The 19,213-nt window shown below is 68.6% G+C and carries 20 protein-coding genes; 11 read left to right on the plus strand and 9 right to left on the minus strand.

The genetic code is table 11. From position 1 onward, the window contains the following. Nucleotides 1–65: 65 nt before the first annotated feature. From ACSG06_RS14295 to ACSG06_RS14310, 4 genes are all read left to right on the plus strand, one after another. Nucleotides 66–956, plus strand: a complete 891-nt coding sequence (locus ACSG06_RS14295) for a coiled-coil protein (protein WP_440990959.1) — start codon at nucleotides 66–68, stop codon at nucleotides 954–956. 257 nt (nucleotides 957–1,213) lie between these two features. Next, nucleotides 1,214–2,206 (plus strand): signal peptide peptidase SppA, encoded by a 993-nt coding sequence (gene sppA, locus ACSG06_RS14300; RefSeq protein WP_440990960.1) that lies wholly within the window; start codon nucleotides 1,214–1,216, stop codon nucleotides 2,204–2,206. A 42-nt stretch (nucleotides 2,207–2,248) separates the two neighbouring features. Beyond that, nucleotides 2,249–3,409, plus strand: a complete 1,161-nt coding sequence (locus ACSG06_RS14305) for a DUF373 family protein (protein ID WP_440990961.1) — start codon at nucleotides 2,249–2,251, stop codon at nucleotides 3,407–3,409. 31 nt (nucleotides 3,410–3,440) lie between these two features. Beyond that, nucleotides 3,441–4,163 (plus strand): diphthine--ammonia ligase, encoded by a 723-nt coding sequence (locus ACSG06_RS14310; RefSeq protein WP_440990962.1) that lies wholly within the window; start codon nucleotides 3,441–3,443, stop codon nucleotides 4,161–4,163. Between the two features lie 305 nt (nucleotides 4,164–4,468). Here ACSG06_RS14310 and ACSG06_RS14315 read toward each other — a convergent pair whose 3' ends face one another. Together ACSG06_RS14315 and ACSG06_RS14320 are read right to left on the minus strand one after the other, a co-directional pair. Beyond that, nucleotides 4,469–5,248 (minus strand): PHP domain-containing protein, encoded by a 780-nt coding sequence (locus ACSG06_RS14315; RefSeq protein WP_440990963.1) that lies wholly within the window; start codon nucleotides 5,246–5,248, stop codon nucleotides 4,469–4,471. Nucleotides 5,249–5,321: 73 nt separating this feature from the next. Next, nucleotides 5,322–6,290: a nucleotidyltransferase family protein gene (locus ACSG06_RS14320; protein ID WP_440990964.1), complete on the minus strand. Its 969-nt coding sequence runs from the start codon at nucleotides 6,288–6,290 to the stop codon at nucleotides 5,322–5,324. Nucleotides 6,291–6,386: 96 nt separating this feature from the next. Between ACSG06_RS14320 and ACSG06_RS14325 the strand changes: the two genes are divergently transcribed. After that, entirely contained in the window at nucleotides 6,387–6,677 is a 291-nt protein-coding gene (locus ACSG06_RS14325) for a transcriptional regulator (RefSeq protein WP_440990965.1), read from the plus strand. A gap of 147 nt (nucleotides 6,678–6,824) precedes the next feature. Here ACSG06_RS14325 and ACSG06_RS14330 read toward each other — a convergent pair whose 3' ends face one another. Further along, the gene (locus tag ACSG06_RS14330) at nucleotides 6,825–7,247 is read right to left on the minus strand and encodes a Rieske (2Fe-2S) protein (protein WP_440990966.1); all 423 of its coding nucleotides are present in this window, start codon (nucleotides 7,245–7,247) and stop codon (nucleotides 6,825–6,827) included. Between the two features lie 81 nt (nucleotides 7,248–7,328). Between ACSG06_RS14330 and ACSG06_RS14335 the strand changes: the two genes are divergently transcribed. Next, nucleotides 7,329–8,384, plus strand: coding sequence for a saccharopine dehydrogenase family protein (locus ACSG06_RS14335; RefSeq protein ID WP_440990967.1), 1,056 nt, complete (start codon nucleotides 7,329–7,331; stop codon nucleotides 8,382–8,384). 106 nt (nucleotides 8,385–8,490) lie between these two features. Here the strand turns inward: ACSG06_RS14335 and ACSG06_RS14340 are convergent, their stop codons facing one another. From ACSG06_RS14340 to ACSG06_RS14365, 6 genes are all read right to left on the minus strand, one after another. Further along, nucleotides 8,491–9,414 (minus strand): aminotransferase class IV, encoded by a 924-nt coding sequence (locus tag ACSG06_RS14340; RefSeq protein WP_440990968.1) that lies wholly within the window; start codon nucleotides 9,412–9,414, stop codon nucleotides 8,491–8,493. Continuing rightward, the gene (locus tag ACSG06_RS14345) at nucleotides 9,399–10,022 is read right to left on the minus strand and encodes an anthranilate synthase component II (protein WP_440990969.1); all 624 of its coding nucleotides are present in this window, start codon (nucleotides 10,020–10,022) and stop codon (nucleotides 9,399–9,401) included. Before ACSG06_RS14345 ends, ACSG06_RS14340 begins: the two co-directional genes overlap by 16 nt. Next, nucleotides 10,019–11,539, minus strand: coding sequence for an aminodeoxychorismate synthase, component I (gene pabB / locus ACSG06_RS14350; RefSeq protein WP_440990970.1), 1,521 nt, complete (start codon nucleotides 11,537–11,539; stop codon nucleotides 10,019–10,021). The genes ACSG06_RS14345 and pabB overlap by 4 nt, the downstream gene beginning before the upstream one ends. A 41-nt stretch (nucleotides 11,540–11,580) precedes the next feature. Continuing rightward, nucleotides 11,581–12,123 (minus strand): helix-hairpin-helix domain-containing protein, encoded by a 543-nt coding sequence (locus ACSG06_RS14355; protein ID WP_440990971.1) that lies wholly within the window; start codon nucleotides 12,121–12,123, stop codon nucleotides 11,581–11,583. Between the two features lie 35 nt (nucleotides 12,124–12,158). After that, nucleotides 12,159–12,974 carry a shikimate dehydrogenase gene (locus ACSG06_RS14360; protein ID WP_440990972.1) on the minus strand — a complete coding sequence of 272 codons (816 nt, stop codon included), beginning with the start codon at nucleotides 12,972–12,974 and terminating at the stop codon, nucleotides 12,159–12,161. 87 nt (nucleotides 12,975–13,061) lie between these two features. After that, a complete protein-coding gene (locus ACSG06_RS14365; protein ID WP_440990973.1) occupies nucleotides 13,062–13,898 on the minus strand; it encodes a universal stress protein in 837 nt (278 codons plus the stop codon). Nucleotides 13,899–14,099: 201 nt separating this feature from the next. Between ACSG06_RS14365 and ACSG06_RS14370 the strand changes: the two genes are divergently transcribed. The 5 genes from ACSG06_RS14370 (at nucleotide 14,100) to ACSG06_RS14390 (ending at nucleotide 18,806) form a co-directional block, all read left to right on the plus strand. Next, nucleotides 14,100–15,485: a calcium:cation antiporter family protein gene (locus ACSG06_RS14370; protein ID WP_440990974.1), complete on the plus strand. Its 1,386-nt coding sequence runs from the start codon at nucleotides 14,100–14,102 to the stop codon at nucleotides 15,483–15,485. A gap of 44 nt (nucleotides 15,486–15,529) precedes the next feature. Further along, entirely contained in the window at nucleotides 15,530–16,849 is a 1,320-nt protein-coding gene (locus ACSG06_RS14375; RefSeq protein ID WP_440990975.1) for a D-aminoacyl-tRNA deacylase, read from the plus strand. Nucleotides 16,850–16,967: 118 nt separating this feature from the next. Beyond that, on the plus strand, nucleotides 16,968–18,122 hold the full coding sequence (gene ftsZ / locus ACSG06_RS14380) for a cell division protein FtsZ (RefSeq protein ID WP_440990976.1): 1,155 nt from the start codon (nucleotides 16,968–16,970) through the stop codon (nucleotides 18,120–18,122). 75 nt (nucleotides 18,123–18,197) lie between these two features. After that, complete coding sequence (locus tag ACSG06_RS14385; RefSeq protein ID WP_089731485.1) at nucleotides 18,198–18,365, plus strand: protein translocase SEC61 complex subunit gamma; 168 nt, start codon at nucleotides 18,198–18,200, stop codon at nucleotides 18,363–18,365. A gap of 3 nt (nucleotides 18,366–18,368) precedes the next feature. Then, a complete protein-coding gene (locus ACSG06_RS14390; protein WP_440990977.1) occupies nucleotides 18,369–18,806 on the plus strand; it encodes a transcription elongation factor Spt5 in 438 nt (145 codons plus the stop codon). Nucleotides 18,807–19,213 lie beyond the last annotated feature (407 nt).

Below are 19,213 nucleotides of genomic sequence, written 5' to 3' on the forward strand. Positions count from 1 at the left end.
ACGCCTGCAGTCGACAGCGATGCCTACCCTCCGGTGCGGGACGGAATCGAGGTACGAATACAACCATGGCAGAATCGATAGAGACATCCAAGAACGTAGAACTCACCGAAGACGACCTGCAGAACAAATCCAAAGGACAGCTTATCAAGCTCGCAGGACAACTTCGGGACCGACGTAACGACCTCAACCAGATGGCTTCTGAGCGCGCCTCCGAGCGCGACGACCTCAACGCGAAGACTCGCGAGAAGGTCGACGAGGCACAGGAGCACCGCGAGAAGCGCGACGAGCTCAACGAGCTGGTCCAGGAGCACAAGCAGAAGCGCAACGAGCTGAACGCCGAGGCCAACGAGCTCTTCGACAAGGTCGAGGAGATGAAGTCCGACCTCGAGCTCGACGACGGCAAGGACCTCGAGGAGCTCGAGAGCGAGATCGAGGACCTCGAGTTCAAGCAGCAGACCGAGGTGCTCTCCTCCGAGGAGGAGAAGGAGCTCATCGAGAAGATCGAGTCCAAGCGCGAGGAGTACCAGTCGCGCAAGGAGAAGATGGGCCAGAACGACGACCTCGACGGGCTCGTCGAGGAGGCCGAGGAGGTCCGCTCCGAGGCATCAACGCACCACCAGAAGGTCACGGAGCTCGCGGACAAGGCCCAGGAGCACCACAACCAGATGATCGAGGCCTACCGCGAGGCCGACGACATCCGCGACGAGGCCGACGAGATGCACGAGAAGTTCGTCGAGGCCCAGGAGGCGGCCGACCGCCACCACGAGGACTTCGTCCGCGTCCAGAAGCGCCTCCGCGAGCTCGACAAGCAGGAGGAAGAGCAGAAGCAGTCCAGCCGCGACCAGAAGCGCAAGGAGGCCGAGGAGGAGGCCGAGGAGATCTACCAGCGCTTCAAGGAGGGCGAGACCCTCGACACCGAGGACCTGATGAAGCTGCAGAAGGCGGGTCGTCTCTGATTCCGGTCCGGTAGTTCTGCGGTCTACTTTCGCGTTATTTTTTCGAGCCCGTAGCCGTGGCCGTCGAACGCGAGTACGGTTCCGGCTGACACCGTCGGCTGTGACCCACGCATCGGCTGTGACCCACTGTCCGCCGTGAGACCCACTGACCATCGGAATCGGAGGCGATTCCGCGCCCCGGTGGTGGGAGGTCGGCCGGGAGCCGGCAGGTCGGGGACGGCACAACGGCTTTGAGGGGAATGGCCCAAAGGAGGGCCATGGATGCAGAAACGCGATTCGTCCGGGCGGCCGTGACGTTCCTCGGGACGGTGGTCGGCCTGCTGGTCGGACTGGTCGTCTTCCAGGTGGTCCCGGAGACGCCGTACGGGACGGTCGAGGTACTGTTGACGGTGGCGACGACTGCGGCGTTCGCGGTCGTCGCCGGTCGGTTGGCCCGGAACGTGTTCCCGGCGTACAACGTCGCGGAGGTCGCCGTGGAGGGGCCGATCACCCGCGATGGCGGGGGGTCGCTCGTCAGTTCGCCCGTCGGGGCGACGGCGGACGAGATCGTCGAGCAGATCGACCGCGCGGACGACGACAGCGGGGTCGACGCGCTCCTGGTGAAGCTGAACACGCCCGGCGGCGAGGTGGTGCCGAGCGACGACATCCGGCTCGCGGCCGAGCGGTTCGACGGGCCGACCGTCGCCTACACGAACGACCTCTGTGCCAGCGGTGGCTACTGGATCGCGAGCGGCTGCGACGAACTGTGGGCGCGAGACGGGACGCTGGTCGGCAGCATCGGCGTCCGGCTCGGCAACCTGAACCTGAAGGAGCTCGGCGATCGCGTCGGGGTCGACTACAACGAGCTGACAGCCGGCGAGTACAAGAACGCGGGCTCGCCGTTCGAGGAGTTCACCGAGGACGACCGCGCGTACCTCCAGGACCTCGTCGACAGCTGGTACGACGAGTTCGTGGACGTGGTCGCCGAGGGCCGCGGGCTGGACGACGAGCTGGTCCGGGACACCGAGGCGCGGGTCTACCTCGGCGAGGAGGCCGTGGAGCTCGGACTCGTCGACGAACTCGGGACGAGAGACGACGTGGAGGCCCGTGTCGAGTCGCTGCTCGGCCAGTCGGTCACCGTCGAGGAGTTCCGTCCGCAGCGCCGTCTCCGGGCCCGGATGATGCTGGGTGCCACGCGGGTCGCCTACGCCGCCGGAGCCGGTGTCGCGAGCGTCTTCGACGGGGACGACGAGGTCGAACTGAAGCTGTAGCGGGAGGCAGATTTTTATTCCCGACGTGTGTCGCTACAGGTAGTGGCTACCCTGGTCGTCTGCGTCGACCGTACCGACGACATCGGGCGGAAGACGGGGCTGAAGACGCCGGTCGTTGGCTGGGAGGCCGTTCGGTCGCTGGTCACCGACGTGGGGCTCGCAGACCCGGAGGATTCGAGCGTCAACACGCTGCTGGAGACGCTTCGTGTCGCCCGGGACCTCCGTGACGCCGACGAGGAGACGGTCGTGGCGGTCGTCTCGGGGGCGAGCGAGTCGGTCGTCGGGGCCGACCGTGCCGTCGGCCAGCAGCTCGACGACCTGCTGGAGACCCACGACATCGAATCCGCGGTCGTCGTCATCGACAGCGCGGAGGACGAACGGCTCGTCCCGGTCGTCGAGTCACGACTCCGCGTCGACAGCGTCGACCGCGTCGTCGTCAGGCAGGCCCGGGACATCGAGTCGACGTACTACCTGCTGAAGCAGTTCCTCGCCGACGAGGAGCTCAGGCAGACCGTGCTCGTGCCGCTGGGCGTCGCGCTCGTCGCGTTCCCGGTGCTCGCGCTCTGGCGCGGCCCCGCGGTCGGTGCGGCGACCATCACCGCCGTCGTCGGGCTGTTCCTGCTGTACAAGGGCTTCGCGGTCGACGACGTGGTGAAGGACGTCGCCCAGCGCACCCAGAACGCACTCTACTCCGGGAACGTCTCCGTCGTCACCTACGTCGTCGCGGCGGGCCTGACGATGGTCGGACTGTTCGTCGGCGCGCTCGCCGTCTCGGACCTGGAGAACGCCGAGGGTGTCGTCATCCCGGCGATGCAGTTCGTCTTCGACGCCGTCCCGTGGCTGGCGATGGCGGGCGTCACCGCCAGCGTCGGGCGACTGCTCGACGAGGCCATGGGCGCCGAGGAGGTGCCGCGGGCGACCGTGAACATCCCCTTCCTGCTGGTCTCGGTCGGGCTGGTCGTCCGCGGCTTCGCGGCGTACTTCCTCGAACGGGCAGCGTTCATCGGCCCCGTCCGTATCCCCGAACTGGCCGTCGGCGCGAGCTCGCTGGGGCCGTACATCCTCAGCGCGGGCGAGCGTCTCGCCACGTACGTCATCGTGGCCGTGCTGCTCGCGCTGGTCGGCGTCCGGGTCGCCTCGGTGCTGTCGAGCAACGCCGTCGACGAGGCCGAGGCCGACGCCGAGATCGAACACGGTTCGTAGCTGGTTTACCCACCCGACTGCTACGGCAGGTATGACCGACACCGGCTCGTGGGTGGGGCTGTTCTCCGGCGGGAAGGACTCCTCGTGGGCGCTCTACCGGGCGCTCGAGGACGACCTGCCCGTCTCGCATCTGCTGACGGTCCACCCCGAGGGCGACTCGTACATGTACCACGTCCCGGCGACAGAGCTCACCGCGCTGGCCGCCGAGAGCATCGGCATCGAGCACGTGAACGTCTCCCCCGACGACTTCGACGCGGGCAACGCCACCGACGCCGGCGCACAGGGCGACGCCGAACTCGAACCGCTGGAGGCCGCGCTGACCGAACTCGCCGACGACCTCGACGGCGGACTGGCGGGAGTCACCGCAGGAGCCGTCGAGAGCGAGTTCCAGACCTCGCGCATCCAGGCGATGGCAGACCGGCTCGGCTGTGACGTGTTCGCCCCGCTCTGGCAGGAGGACCCCGTCGAACTCGGCGAGGCGATGCTCGCTGCCGGCTTCGAGATAACCATCCTGCAGGTCGCTGCCCACGGGCTCGACGAGTCCTGGCTCGGGCGAACGCTCGACGCCGCGGCGTTTGAGGAACTGCAGGACCTCAACGACGAGTACGGCGTCCACGTGCTCGGGGAGGGCGGCGAGTTCGAGACGTTCGTGACGGACGGGCCGCACATGGACCGCGCCATCGAACTGGCGTACGAGACGGTCTGGGAGGGAACGCGGGGCTACGTCGAAGTAACGGATGCGCGGCTGGCGTAGTCCCTGGCCGTCCACTCTGCTGTCTTTTTGGCCCAGCTTTTTCGAGGCGGTCTGCGAGCGGTAGCGAGCCAGACCGGCGAGGAAAAAGGTGGTGTCGGGAGGGAACGCGGGGCTACGTCGAAGTAACGGATGCGCGGCTGGCGTAGTTCCCGGTCGTCCACCCTGCTGTCTTTTTGGCCCAGCTTTTTCGAGGCGGTCTGCGGGCGGTAGCGAGCCAGACCGGCGAGGAAAAAGGTGGTGTCGGGAGGGAACGCGGGGCTCCATCGAGATCTCGGACGGCTGGAGTAAGCTGGGCTTACCGGCTCTCACTCCACGAGCGACGGCGGCCGAACCGGCTCGACGCCCCACTCGTCGGTGAACGCATCCAGAAACGCTGCACGGTCGGCGACCTCGTGCGGCCGGTGCGAGTCGGTGCCGACCGTGATGGCCACGTCGCGGGCGAGCAGTTCGTCGAGGAACGAGTCGTGGGGGTGGACGAACTCCTCGTCGGCCAGCGCGCGCCCGGCGTTGATCTCGGGGACGGTCCGGGAGTCGGCGAACGCCTCGGCGGCCCGCCGGTAGTGCTCCGCGGTCGCCCGTCCACGGAGCTGGGGCGTGCGCTCGAACAGGTCGGGGTGTGCGGCGACCTCGAACAGCTCCGATTCGGCGAGGGCGACGAGGTTGTCGAAGTAGTGGTCGACGACCCGGTCGAGTTCGGCGTCGGAGAGGCCCTCGTACTGTCCGGGCGACTGGATGTTGTACTCGCCGACGGTGTGGACGCTGCCGATGGCGTAGTCGAAGCCGGCCTCGTCGAGGAACGCGCGGATCTCGGCCTCGTCGCGGGGGTCGTAGTCCATCTCGACCGCGTCGTAGACGGTGATGTCGGCGCGCTCGCGCAGTCGCCCGATTGCGTGGCGACGGCGCTCGTACGTTCGGTCGAGGTTGAAGCCGAAGACCGCCCGGGTGGACTGCATCGACTCGCGGGCGGAGACGTTGCAGTGGTCCGCGAAGCCGATGCCGTCGAGTCCGGCGTCGCTGGCCGCCCGGACCATCTGCGGGAGGAAGCGACCGTCGGAGTAGTTGGAGTGGAGGTGGTAGTCGTACACGGGGAGGGAGAGGAGCCGATGGGAGAAAGTCGTTCGGTCGGTTGGCACCCGGGGGGCGGGCAGCGGTGGCCGCTCAGTGCCCGTTCGTGATCTTCGTGTGCGCGCCGATGAGCGCGCCGGCGAGGTCGAGGTTGTCGAGGTGGGTCTCCTCGTCGATGATGGAGTTGCGGATGTCTGACTCGACGATGGTCGCGTCGGGGAAGACGACCGAGTTGGCGACGTGGCTGTCGACGAGCTCGGCGTCGGCCATCACGTGGACGTTCTCGCCGAGGGTGGTGTCGGAGAGTGTCGCCGACTCGGCGATGTGGTTCTCGCCGTCGAGGTACCACGCGACTGCGTCGAGGTAGGACTCGGGCGTGCCGATGTCGAACCACGCGCCCTCGAAGGTGAAGGCGTAGGTGGGCTGGCGGGCCTGGAGCCACTGGACGAACCAGCCGGGCTCGTCGGGGTTGTTGTCGCCTTCGAGATACTCCTCGAGCAGGCCGACCGACTCGGCGGTGAAGCCGTAGCAGGCGATGGAGACGAGCGTGCTCTTGGGGTCGTCGGGCTTCTCCTGGAAGTCGACGACGCGGTCGCCCTCGAGGTCGATGAGGCCGTAGGACTTCGCGCGCTCCTTCGAGCCGACGTCGTAGGCGGCGATGGTCGGGGCGGCCTTCGACTGGAAGAAGTCGATGAAGTCGCTCACGTCGAAGCTGATGAGATTGTCGCCGGCGATGACGAGCAGGTCGTCGTCGACGCCCTCGCGGTCGACGAGCTGGGCGAGCGCGCCGATGACGCCGAACTTCTCGTCCTCCGCCGTGGTCTCCTCGACCGAGAGGGTCGGCTTCTCGAACTCGCTCGCCGCGAGGTGTCTCTCGAACTCGCCGGCGAAGCGTTCGTTCGTGCTGACGAACACCTCGTCGACGCGGTCGTCCCGTTCGAGCTCCTCGAATATCTGGTCGATGACGGTCGAGTCACCGACCGGGAGGAACATCTTCGGCCGATGTTTCGTGATCGGCCAGAGACGCGTCGCGTACCCACCAGCAAGGACGACTGCTTTCATACCCCCGGTTTCTGTAGCCGGTAGTAAGTCCTTTGTCTTTCTCGGTGACCCGTCCGCCCGAAAAGACGTTTATCCGGGCGGTTCCGAGTGCACGGTATGCGTGAAGCAGACGAGACGACGCGACAGCGCATCACCGACCGGCTCCGCTCCGAGGCGGCCACGCCGAGCGTGCTGGCGACGGAGTTCGACGTGACCGCTGGCGCTGCGCTCCGACACGTCGAGCACATCTCCCAGTCGCTCGGCCCGACCGACGAGCAGCTGCTCGTCGCCCCACCGGAGTGTCGCGACTGCGGGTTCACCGACTTCGACGACCTGCTCAACCGACCGTCACGGTGTCCCGACTGCAAGAGCGAGTCGGTGGCCGAGCCGACGTTCACCGTCCGCTAGCGCGTCGGTCGGGGACGGAAACGCGGCCAGAAAGGGGGGAAAGGGGGGGAGTTGGATTGTTCGAGACCACGACCGCGTTGAGACTGTCAGTGTTACAGATAAAGTTTCTTACGGCCGAACGCTACCGGTGACGACGGGAGCGCCCCGTCAGAACTCGACGTTCGACGTCGAGGTCAGGTCCGCCGGGTCGTCGGATTCGACGCCACCGATGCCCACGAACTCGTGATCGTCGTCTTCGAGGTAGACCTCCCCGTCGGCGACGGTGACGTCGAGCGAGTTGAGGTACGCCCCCTCGCACGGGCCGTAGGTGCACTGGCCGGTGTCCGACTCGAACATCGCGCCGTGGTTCGCACAGACGAGTTCGTCGTCGCGCATCGGTGCGCCCGAGCCCTTGTCGATCTTGATGTGGGTGAGGTGCTGGCAGTAGTTGAGCCAGGCGACGACCCCGTCGGCGCGGCGGTGGAGGATGGCCTCGCGCTCGTCGTCGTCGTCGTGCGCCCGGACGGTGAACAGGAGCGTCGAGTCGCTGGGCACGTCCTCGACCGGTGCGATGCGGCGTGTTTCGTCCATCGAACTGCTGTACCGGTGCGGTCGATTTGAACGCCACGGTCTCCGCCGAACTTTATGCTCCCGGCGCGCGGCGTGATACCTATGAGCGAACTTCTCGTCTACGGCTCGTACGGCTACACCGGTGCACTCGTCGCCGAGAAGGCGGTCGCGGCGGGACTGGACCCGATCCTCGCCGGACGGTCACGCGAGAAGGTGCGGAGACAGGCCCGGGACCTCGACTGCAGGAAGCGCGTGTTCGAGGCCAGGAACCCCGGGACGGTCGCGGACTACCTGGAGGGGGTCGACGTCGTCTGCAACTGCGCCGGGCCGTTCGTCCACACCGCCGAGGCGTTCGTCAAGGCCTGTCTGCGAACGGGCGCGCACTACCTCGACATCACCGGCGAATGGCAGGTGTTCCGCGACATCGCCGAGCGCGACGACCGGGCGACGGAGGCGGGCGTGATGCTCCTCCCGGGCGTCGGCTTCGACGTGGTCCCGTCGGACTGTCTCGCCGCCCACCTCCACGACCGACTCCCCTCGGGGACCGAGCTCTCGCTCGCGCTCGGTGGGCTCGGCGGGACCTCCCGGGGGACGGCGATGACGATGGTCGAGAACATCGGCGAGGGCGGCGTGGTCCGGCGCGACGGCGACCTCGTCCGCGTACCGACGGCTCACGAGGACCGTACGATTCAGTTCAGCTACGGCGAACGCACCGCGATGGCCATCCCGTGGGGCGACGTGGTGACGGCCTACCACTCGACGGGCATCCCGAACGTCACCGTCTACTCCGAGACCCACCCGAAGACGGTCGCCCGACTCCGCCGGTTCCGCAGGCTGCTCCCGCTGCTCGGGACCGCGCCCGCCCAGAAGCTCCTCAAGTGGCTCGTCGACCGCCGCGTCGACGGACCCGACGAGCGGGCGCTCGACGAGGGGTCGGGAGAGATATGGGGGGAGGTGACCGACGGCGAGCGGCGCGTCGTCTCCCGACTCCGGACGCCGAACCCGTACGCGCTCACCCGCGACACGACACTGCTCACCGTGAAACGGGCACTCGACGGCGACGCGCCGCACGGCTTCCAGACCCCCTCGACCGCCTACGGCGAGGACCTCGTCCTCGAGATCGACGGCGTCGAACGCACCGACTATGGCGGGTTTTAACTGCGAAGCCGGGGCCAGAGGCGGCGTGTTCTGACAACCCGACGCGCGGCGGCCGAGGCAGGTGCGTGACGCACCGCCGCGCGAGCGACCGCGTCGCCTGTTCGCCCTACTCCGTACTGGAGTCGCTGGACGCTGCGCTCCCATCGGAGTCCGCCGTCGACAGTCGTTCGCCGTCGTAGTGCCGACGCTCGACCACCGCGTCGAACCGTCGCTGCAGGAGTGTCGTCACCGGCCCACCCCCGATGTCGATCCCGTCGACGGTCGCGACCGGCCGGAGCTCCCACGTCGTGTTCGTGAGGAAGACCTCGTCGGCCTTGCGGACCTCGCTCGGCTCGTATCGACCCTGCAGCACCGGGATGCCCTCCTCCCGTGCCAGGTCGATGACGACCGAACGCGTGATGCCCGGCAGGAGCGGCAGCTCAGCCGTCGGCGTGTGCAGCCCGCTGTCGGTGACGAAGAACAGGTTGCTCGCCGCGCCCTCGGCGACGAACCCGTCCGCATCCCGCAGCAGTGCCTCGTCCGACCCGGCGACGAGCTCGTTCCGGGCGAGGATACCGTTGAGGTAGTTGTGGGTCTTCGCGCCCGGCGGCAGTGCGTTCGCCGGCGGCTTGCGCGTCTTCGTGGTCTGGACCACGGCGTGACCGTCCCAGACCGGTTTGCTGTCGACGCCACCTCGCGGCAGCTTCTTGACGATGACGACCACCGTCGGGTCCACCTCCGGCTGCGCGGTCAGGGTTCCGGGCTGGATGCCGCGTGTCACGGAGAGCTTGACGTAGGCGTCGGCGAGGTCGTTCGCGGCCAGGGTCTCGTCGATGCGTCCCCGCAGGTCGTCGTCGTCGAGCCCGTGGTCCAGCGACAGCGCGTCGCAGGTCGCGGCCAGCCGGTCGAGGTGTGCGTCGAGCTCGAAGACGGGGCCGCCGTAGGCGCGCATCGTCTCGAACGCGGCGTCGCCGTACTGGAAGCCGCGGTCGCGGACGTTCACGGTCGCCGATTCGGCCGGGACGAGGTCGCCGTCTACGTGGTACTGCATGTGTCGAGGAAGTTGGCTACGAGCTGTTTCCCGATCCGGAGCGAGAGCGCCTGCCCCGTCTCGCGTTCGGTCGCCTCGCCGGTGAGGATGCTCTCCGGGTGGAACTGCACGCCGATGTGCGGCCGCTCGCGGTGCCTGACAGCCATCAGCACGTCGCGCTCGTCGGCCGTGGCCGCCGTCTCGACCAACGTGACCGGGAGGTCGTCGCGCTCGACCGCCAGCGAGTGGTAGCGGCCCACGCGGATGCGTTCCGGCAGGTCGGTGAAGATGCCGGCCCCGTCGTGCTGGATGATCGAGGGCTTCCCGTGGACGACCTCGGGCGCGTTCACCACCGGTGCGCCGTTGGCCGCACAGAGCGCCTGATGGCCGAGGCAGACCCCGAGCGTCGGGTAGGAGAGCTCCGCGAAGACGGGGACTGAGACGCCCGCCTCCGCCGGCGTGCCCGGCCCCGGCGAGACGACGATGCCGTCCGGGTCGAGCGCGCGGATGCCGGCGACGTCGATGGCGTCGTTCCGGCGCACGACCACGTGGTCGGCGAGTTCGCCGACGTACTGGACGAGGTTGTACGCGAAGGAGTCGTAGTTGTCGACGACGAGCACGCTCGTCATCGGTCCACCTCCTCGGCCGCCTCCATCTCCTCGTCGGCGACGGTCATCGCGGCCCTGTCCCCGAGCGCGTCGTCCACGGCGGTCACGAGCGCACGCGCCTTGTCGAGCGTCTCGGCGTACTCGCGGTCGGGGACCGAATCGTGGACGATGCCCGCGCCGACCCGCAGATGGTACTCGTCCCCGTGGCGGACGAGCGTGCGGATGACGATGTTGAGCGTGGCGCGGCCGTCGAAGCCGAAGATGCCCATGCTGCCGGTGTACGGCCCCCGGCGCGTCGACTCCAGTTCGTCGATGATCGCCATCGTTCGAGGCTTGGGTGCGCCGGTGATCGTCCCACCGGGGAAGACCGCCGCGATGGCGTCGGCGAGCGACGCGTCCGGTCGGAGCTCACCCACGACGTTCGAGACGAGGTGCATCACCTCGGCGTAGCGGTCGACGCGGCGGTACTCGGCCACGTCGACGCTGCCGTAGCGGCACACCTTCCCGAGGTCGTTGCGTTCGAGGTCGACCAGCATCGCGTGCTCGGCGCGCTCCTTCTCGTCGGTGGTGAGGTCGGCCTCGAGGTCGCCGTCCTCGTCGTCGGTGGCGCCACGCGGTCTGGTGCCGGCGATGGGTTCCGTCCGGACGGCGTCGCCGTCGCGCTCCAGCAGCAGCTCCGGGCTCGCGCTGACGAGGTCGACGCCGGGGAACTCGAGCAGTCCAGAGTACGGCGCCGGGTTCACCCGCCGGAGCGCGTCGTAGGCTCTGACGGGGTGGACCGCAGCGGGCGCGACGAGCCGCTGTGAGATGTTCGCCTGGAAGGTGTCGCCGGCGTGGACGTATCGCTGGACGGCCCTGACGCGGTCGGCGTAGGCCGCCCGCCCGCAGTCGCTCTCGAACGTCACGTGGTCCGCGTCGGCCGGCGGCTCCGGAACGGCAGGGTCGCCACCGGTCGCACGCCGGGCGAGGTCGAGTGCTCGCTCGCGGCCGTGTTCGAAGGCGTCCTCTGGGTCGTCGCCCGTTCGGGGGCAGGCGGTGATCCGAAGCGTCGTCTCCGTCTCGTCGTCGCGGGGTTCGCGCCAGGACGCCAGTCGGTCGTAGACGCCGACCTGGAGCCGCGGAAGGCCGCGGTCGTCGGCCGCATCGCCGGGGAGCGACTCGAGCTCCCGGGCGATATCGTAGGAGAGCCAGCCGACGGCGCCACACGGGTACGGCACGTCGCAGTCGCCACGGACGAGCGACTCACCGTCGAGCAGGCCGTCGAGCGCGTCGAGCGACGGCGACGGGCCATCGAGGGCGTGGGCGGCGGGACCGACGGTGAGCCGGTCGACGGGGTCGACCGCGAACTGGCCCCAGCCGGACTGGCCGCCGGTGGTCTCGAGGTAGGCGTCCCACTCGCCCGTTCGTGCCTGCCGGTAGGCGTCGAACGGATCCGCCACGGCGACGGTCACCTCGACTGGCACCCGGGCGTCGGGGGGTGCGTCGGCGGCGGTCGCGACGAACGAATCGCGGTCCGTCACGACGTGGGGCGTGGTCATGCGAGGAGGATAGCGACGGGGGCGTAATCGTCTTCCGGTCCCTAGCTGCGGGCCTTCGCGCGCTTGACCCACTCGGTGACGCGAGTCTCGGAGATGTCGGTCTCTGCGGCGACTGCCTCGGGCTCGGCCTCGGCCAGCTCCGCGATGGTCTCGATGCCGACGTTCCCGAGTCGGTCGGCGTACGCGGGGCCGATCCCCTTGATCTCCTTGACGGGTTCGGACGCCGTCTCGTCCTCGTCGGCAGCATCGCCCTCGGACTCCGGCTCGGTCGCCGGTTCGTCGGCCGGCTCCTCGGTCGTCGGTTCGTCGGCCGGCTCCTCGGTCGTCGATTCGTCGGCCGTCTCCTCGTTCGTCGGTTCGTCGGCCGTCTCCTCGGTCGTCGGTTCGTCGGCCGGCTCCTCGGTCGTCGGTCCGTCGGTCTTGTGCTCCGTTGTCGAACCGCCGTCGTCACCCTCCGACGTCGACTCGGCCGTGGCTCCGGCCTGCCGTTCCTTCTCGACCGTGACGCCGACGTCACGGGAGGACTCCGGCTGCGACCCGTCGTCGAGTCCGAAGAGCGACTTCAACTTCTTGAGCAGTGCCATTGACGGTACGTAGCTGTCGGTGCCACTTAAACCCGCTACCTGTCGTCTCGGAGGTGTGTTCGGAGGGCGTCGTCCATGGCGGCGACGGGTGCCGCAACTCCCGTCCACAACTCGAACGCCTCCGCTCCCTGATACAGCAACATCCACGCACCGTCGACGGTCGTCGCGCCGGCGGCGGCCGCGTCACGCAGGAGCCGCGTCTCGAGCGGGGCGTACACCGCATCGAGGACGGTGAGGTCCGCGTGCAGGGCGTCTGATGGGACCGGGGTCTCGTCCGTCTCCATGCCGACGCTGGTCGCGTTCACGAGGACGGTCGCGTCGGCGAGCAGCTCGTGGAGAGCGTCGAGCCCGTGGCCCGTCGCGGCCGGGAGGTCGCCCGCGAGGTCGACGGCGCGCTGCTCGGTCCGGTTCGCGATGGCGACCGTCGCGCCCGCGTCTGCGAGTCCGTGTGCGACGGCACGGCCGGCGCCACCCGCACCGACGACGACGGCGTCGGCACCGTCGAGGTCTACGTCGCCCTGGGCCTCGAGTGCGCGACGGGCGCCGGCCGCGTCGGTGTTGTGGCCGGTGGGCTCGTCGCCGGAGAAGTCGACGGTGTTGACCGCGCCGATGCGGGCGGCGAGGTCGTCGACCGCGACGAGGTCGTGGACGCGCTGCTTGTACGGGACGGTGACGTTCAGCCCGCTGACGCCGAGCGCCCGGGCGCCCTCGACGGCAGCCGGGAGGTCGTCCGGGGCGGGCTCGAAGGTGACGTACCGGGCGTCGATGTCACGCGCTGCGTACGCCGCCTCGTGCATCGGTGGCGACAGCGAGTGACCGACCGGGTTGCCGACGAGTCCGAACACCTGCATTGGTGCCTGCGAGGTGGTCGGTGGTGAAAAGTCGTCCGGGGGCGGCAGCGTTCGCGCCGATGTCGGCGGCTCCGGTCCGGACCGGGGTCAGGGATGCACGACGAGGACGGGCTCGTCGATGGTCCGGAGCACCCGGTCGGTCGTGCTCCCGAGCAGCTGCCCGGTGAGGCTCGACTGGCCACTGGAACTCATGACGACGAGGTCGACACCCTCGTCCTCGACGTACTCCACGATGGCCTTGCTCGGGGTGCCGGTAACGGCCGCACGCTCGATGGACAGGTCGTCCCCGGCGAGGTCGGCGCAGTCGTCGGCGAGCGCGTCGACGCCCTCGCGTTCCGCGTCGAGGAGCCGGTCGATGTAGGCCCGGTCGACGCCACCGGCGCTGAACGGGCCGGACTCGCGGGCGACGTCGACGACGCCGAGGACGTGCAGCGTCGCTCCGTACGCGCTCGCGAGGTCGGTCGCGGGCGCGCCGGCCGCGGCGGCGTCCTCGCTGCCGTCGGTCGGGAGGAGGATGTCGGTGTAGTCGTCGACCGGGCCGTCGCCGGCCGGGACGGTCAGGACGTGGCGGTCGGTGCGACGGAGGACGCGCTCGGTGGTGCTCCCGAGGAGCCGTTCCCGGAAGCCCGAGAGCCCGTGCCGACCCACCACGATGGCGTCCGCGTCGATCTCGTCGGCGAGGGAGACGACCGACCGGGCGGGGCGGCCGTGCACGACGTGGGACGTGACCGGGACGCCGGCGTCCTCGGCGATGGACTCGACATCGGCGAGGACCTGCTCGGCGTCGTCCTCGTCGAGCTCGTCGTGGGCCGCGGCGACGGCGTCGACCGTCCCGCCGTACGTCGCCGCCATCGCCACGCCCGCGCGGGCAGCCCGCCTGGCACAGTCGCTTCCGTCGACCGCGATGAGAAGTCGCTCGAACATGTCTCTGCCTGTCGATTCGAAGACTCGGTACTAAAGTGATGCGTCGCGGCTCCGACGGTCCGGAGGCCACCCGCCGACCGGGGGACTGTCGGTCGACCATCGAACCACGCGCCTCGATAACGGTTCTCGAGGGCTGTGGGCGGCTGGCGCGACGATGCGAAAGCACAACACTCACTTTCGGGGGGCGGGTACCCGCAGACGATGAGCAACAATCGCCTTCGCCACCCGCTCACAGCCGTCGCCGGGGCCCTCCTCATGACGCTCCCGTGGCTGCTCCTCCACGGGTTCCGCATGAAGGGGGTCTTCAACCTCTGGTCGGGGCTGATGCCGGGACTGAAAGCGACCGAGGAGACGGCGCTCGGCGAGCTGGGGCTGATAATCGTGGTGGCCGGAATCGCGATTCTCGGCGCCTCGTTCCTGCTCGCGTGGGCCGCAGAGACCGCCGAGGAGGACGTTCCGCGGGCGTTCGCACTCGCCGTCCTCGCCATCCTGGCGGTCGCCCCCGAGTACGCCGTCGACGCGCTGTACGCGTGGGAGGCCGGTGCCAACCCGGGCTCGAACGCCGGCAACCTCGCGGTCGCGAACATGACCGGCGCGAACCGCATCCTCATCGGTCTCGGCTGGTCCGGTATCGCCCTCTTCACCGTCTACAAGGTCGCGAAGACGTCCGACCCCGCGGTCGAGAAGCACCGTGGCTTCCTGGCGGACCGCATCACGCTCGACCGCGACATCTCGACGGAGATCCTCTTCCTGTTCGTCGCGACGGTGTACGCCTTCTTCGTCCCCATGAACGGCGGCATCGGTATCTTCGACACCATCTTCCTCGTCGGCCTGTACGTCGTCTACATCCTCTCGGCGCTGAACGCACCACACACGGACGAGGAGCAGGTCGGCATCCCCGCCTACCTGCAGTCGTTCTCGAAGCTCCCACGCGTCGCCACCGTGCTCGGCCTGTTCATCTTCTCCGGGGTGGTCATCCTCGTCGCTGTCGAGCCGTTCGCGCACGGACTGGAGTACTCCGGCACCCGTATCGGCATCTCCTCGTTCCTGATGATCCAGTGGGTGGCCCCACTGGCGAGCGAGAGTCCGGAGCTCATCGTCGTCGCCTACCTCGTCAACAAGGCGCGTTCGACGGCCGGCTTCAACGCGCTCATCTCCTCCAAGCTGAACCAGTGGACGCTGCTCATCGGGACGCTCGCGGTCGTCTACAGCATCTCCTTCGGGTCCATCGCGACCCTCGAGTTCAGCGCCGAGCAGTCGGGCGAGATCTGGCTGACGGCCGCACAGAGCTACTTCGCGCTGACCATCCTGATGAACTTCGACATCAGCATGCGCGAGGCGGTCGCCCTGTTCGTGCTGTTCATCTCGCAGGTCATCATCGCGTTCGCCATCGACGCGGGCGTGCTCGGCCTCGACCTGCTGTTCACGCTGCACGCGTTCACGGCCATCTACCTGGTCGTCGGCACCGCCCTCCTCGTCCACCGGCGCGAGGCGCTGGTCGAACTCGTCGGTCTCACCCGACAGCAGGTGTTCGGCGACGGCGTCCACCCCGAGCCCGAACCCGAGGCACAGCCGACCGAGGACTGACCGGTTTCGACGCGTTTTAGCGGCCCTCCGTGCGAGTACGAGTCGTGATAGCCATCGTCGTCAGCCGTGCCGACTCGGCTTCGGAGCACATCGCCGAGCACCTGCTCGACCTCGCCGGCTGGGAGACCTCTGTCGACGGGAGTCGCCCCGACGGCGACGGCGGGGGAACCGTCCACCGCACCGACGGCTTCGAGCTCCGAACCTTCGACGAGCTGCACCTCCACCTCGACGGCGTCGCGGCGGCGTTCGACGACCCCGACCTGCTGTTGTTCGCGTCGCGGCACTCGGGCGACACCGGGCCGTTGTTGACGGCGCACTTCACGGGGAACTTCGGTCCGGCGGAGTACGGCGGGGAGGAGGACGCACTGGCGGCTGCGTGCCCGAACGCTCAGGCCGAACTGCTGGCCGCGTTCGACCGACACGCCCCCGACGGCTACGAGGTCGGCATGGAGTGTACGCACCACGGGCCGAGCGACGTTGGCGTCCCGTCGATGTTCGTCGAGCTCGGCAGCGGGGAGGACGAGTGGGCAGACCCCGACGGTGCCCGGGCAGTGGCCCGTGCAATCCGCGACATCGAGGGGGTCGACCCGCACCGCGAGCGGACCGTCGTCGGCTTCGGCGGCGGCCACTACGTCCCGCGGTTCGAGCGCGTCGTCCGCGACACCGACTGGGCCGTCGGGCACGTCGCCGGCGACTGGTCGCTCGACGCGATGGGCCATCCCGAGGAACACCGTGACGTCGTCGACCGCGCGTTCACGGCCAGCGAGGCCTCGCTCGCACTCGTCGAGGGCGACCATCCCGCCCTCGTCGAGACCATCGAGGACCTCGGCTACCGGGTCGTGAGCGAGACGTGGCTCCGCGAGGTCGACGGACGCGACCTGGACCGCGTCGCCGAGCTGGAGGACGCCATCGGGGACGTCGACGATGGGCTGCGGTTCGGAGCCGAGTTCGACGCCGACGACTGGGCGGTCCGTGCCCTCCCCGGTGCGCTGGTCGGGACCGCCAACGGTATCGACCGCGAGGCGACGTACGGCGCGGCCGAGGCCAACACGGTCGCGTTCGAGACGGAGAACGCCGGCAGCCGGGCGGGCACCCGTGCGGCGTTCGCGGCTGGCGGGTTCGACGCCCTCGTCGACGACCTCTGTGCCGTGCTGGCCGAACGGTACGAGACGGTCCGGCGCGAGCAGGGCGTGATCGTCGCCGTGGAGCGTGCGTTCGACCCCGCGCTCGCCCACGAGGCGGGCGTTCCCGAGGGGCCGAAGTTCGGCAAACTCGCCGGTGGGCAACCGGTCGAGGTCGACGGCAGGACGGTCGACCCCGCGTCCGTCCGGACGGAGCGAACCGACCGGTTCGAACTGACATAATTACACTGTCCGAGGTGACCGGTTCCTGGTTCGTTAGGTGGACCGCAACTTCCGTCAGACGGTCGTCAGACACCAGGGGAAAGGTAATTAACCTGCATAATATAAAAGAGGGCTAAGGATGGATTCGATCGTTGAAGACGCTATCGACGAGGCCGAGGGGGAGGCTGAGGCCCCCGACGAGGGTGGTCTCCCGGGAGCCACCCCGCAGGAGGAACCGGCACACCGAACTGGCAAGATGACCGACGACGAGCTGGAGGACGTACTCGAGGACCTCCAGACGAACATCACCGTGGTCGGCTGTGGCGGTGGGGGCGGGAACACCATCGACCGGATGCACGAGGAGGGCATCCACGGCGCGAAGCTCGTCGCCGCGAACACCGACGTCCAGCACCTCGTCGAGATCGACTCCGACGAGAAGATCCTGATGGGCGAACAGAAGACCGGCGGGCGCGGCGCTGGCTCGCTTCCCCAGGTCGGCGAGGAGGCGGCCCTCGAATCCCAGGAGGAGATCTACGAGTCCATCGAGGGTTCGGACATGGTGTTCGTCACGGCCGGTCTCGGTGGCGGCACGGGCACGGGCTCCGCACCGGTCGTCGCGAAGGCCGCCCGCGAGTCCGGCGCACTGACCATCGCCATCGTCACGACGCCGTTCACCGCTGAGGGCGAGGTACGGCGTACGAACGCCGAGGCCGGTCTCGAACGGCTGCGTGACGTGAGCGACACGGTCATCGTCGTCCCGAACGACCGACTGCTCGATTCGGTGGGCAAGCTCCCGGTCCGGCAGGCGTTCAAGGTCAGCGACGAGGTGCTCATGCGCTCGGTGAAGGGCATCACCGAACTCATCACGAAGCCCGGCCTCGTCAACCTCGACTTCGCCGACGTCCGCACCGTCATGGAGCGTGGCGGCGTCGCGATGATCGGCCTCGGCGAGTCCGACTCCGACGCGAAGTCGACGGACTCCGTGAAGGCCGCACTCCGGTCGCCGCTGCTCGACGTCGACATCTCCGGGGCATCCTCGGCGCTGGTCAACGTCACCGGCGGGTCGGACATGAGCATCGAGGAGGCCGAGGGCGTCGTCGAGGAGATCTACGACCGCATCGACCCCGACGCCCGCATCATCTGGGGCACGTCCATCGACGAGACCCTCGACGGCAGCATGCGGACGATGATCGTCGTCACCGGCGTCGACTCGCCGCAGATCTACGGTCAGCCCGGCGACGACACCGCCGAGCCCGACCCCTCGACCCAGCAGGACATCGACTTCGTCGAGTAATCTCAGGCGCTCATCGCTCGCGGTCGGTTGTCTCGCATCAATAGATAGAAAAGCACTCATACCGAAGCGACGGCCATGAACGTTCCAAAGGACCTCAACTCCTACGTGCGTGTGCTCAAGATGGCGAGCACACCCTCGCGCGAGGAGTTCTCACAGATCGCCAAGATCGCCGGGGCAGGGATTCTGCTCGTCGGCGTCATGGGTTTCATCATCGCACTCGTCATGGGGTTCCTCCCGGCCTGAACCATGCCTATCTACGCAGTCAAGACGACCGCGAGCCAGGAGCGAACGGTCGCCGACATGATCATGAACCGTGAGGAGGAGACCATCCACGCGGCGCTCGCCCCCGACTCGCTGACGAGCTACGTGATGGTCGAGGCTGACGACTACAACATCATCGAGCGCGTGCTCGACGACATCCCGCACGCCCGCAGCGTCATCCCGGGAGAGTCCGACATCACCGAGGTCGAGCACTTCCTCTCCCCGAAGCCGGACGTGGAGGGCATCGCGGAGGGCGACATCGTCGAGCTCATCGCCGGCCCGTTCAAGGGCGAGAAGGCGCAGGTCCAGCGCATCGACGAGGGCAAGGACCAGGTCACCGTCGAGCTGTACGAGGCGACGGTCCCGATTCCGGTCACCGTGCGTGGCGACCAGATCCGGGTGCTGGATAGCGAGGAACGCTGAGCGCTAGCGAGGCGTTCCTCGGAGACTCGAACGGCGAGCGCGAGCGAGCCGTGAGAAGCGAGGAACGCTGAGCGCCAGCGAGGCGTTCCTCGGAGACTCGAACGGTGAGCGCGAGCGAGCCGTGAGAAGCGAGGAACGCTGAGCGCCAGCGAGGCGTTCCTCGGAGACTCGAACGGTGAGCTCGCTTCCTGCGAGACGCCGGAGAGCGCTAACGCGCTCTTCGTCCTCCCGTTCGCTCGTAGCGGTCACTGACGGAAACAGCGAGCCGTGAGAAGCCTCGATACTGTCGCTGTGGATTCGTGCGGCCGCATGGCTCAGACTCGGTGGTGCGGTGCAGTCCGCGAAACTGCGGCGGGAGACGGCACGACCCGCGAAGCGTGGGACGCACGATTCTGGGGGCAAGACTG

The organism is Haloarchaeobius baliensis (assembly GCF_052060055.1).
Classification (GTDB): domain Archaea; phylum Halobacteriota; class Halobacteria; order Halobacteriales; family Natrialbaceae; genus Haloarchaeobius; species Haloarchaeobius baliensis.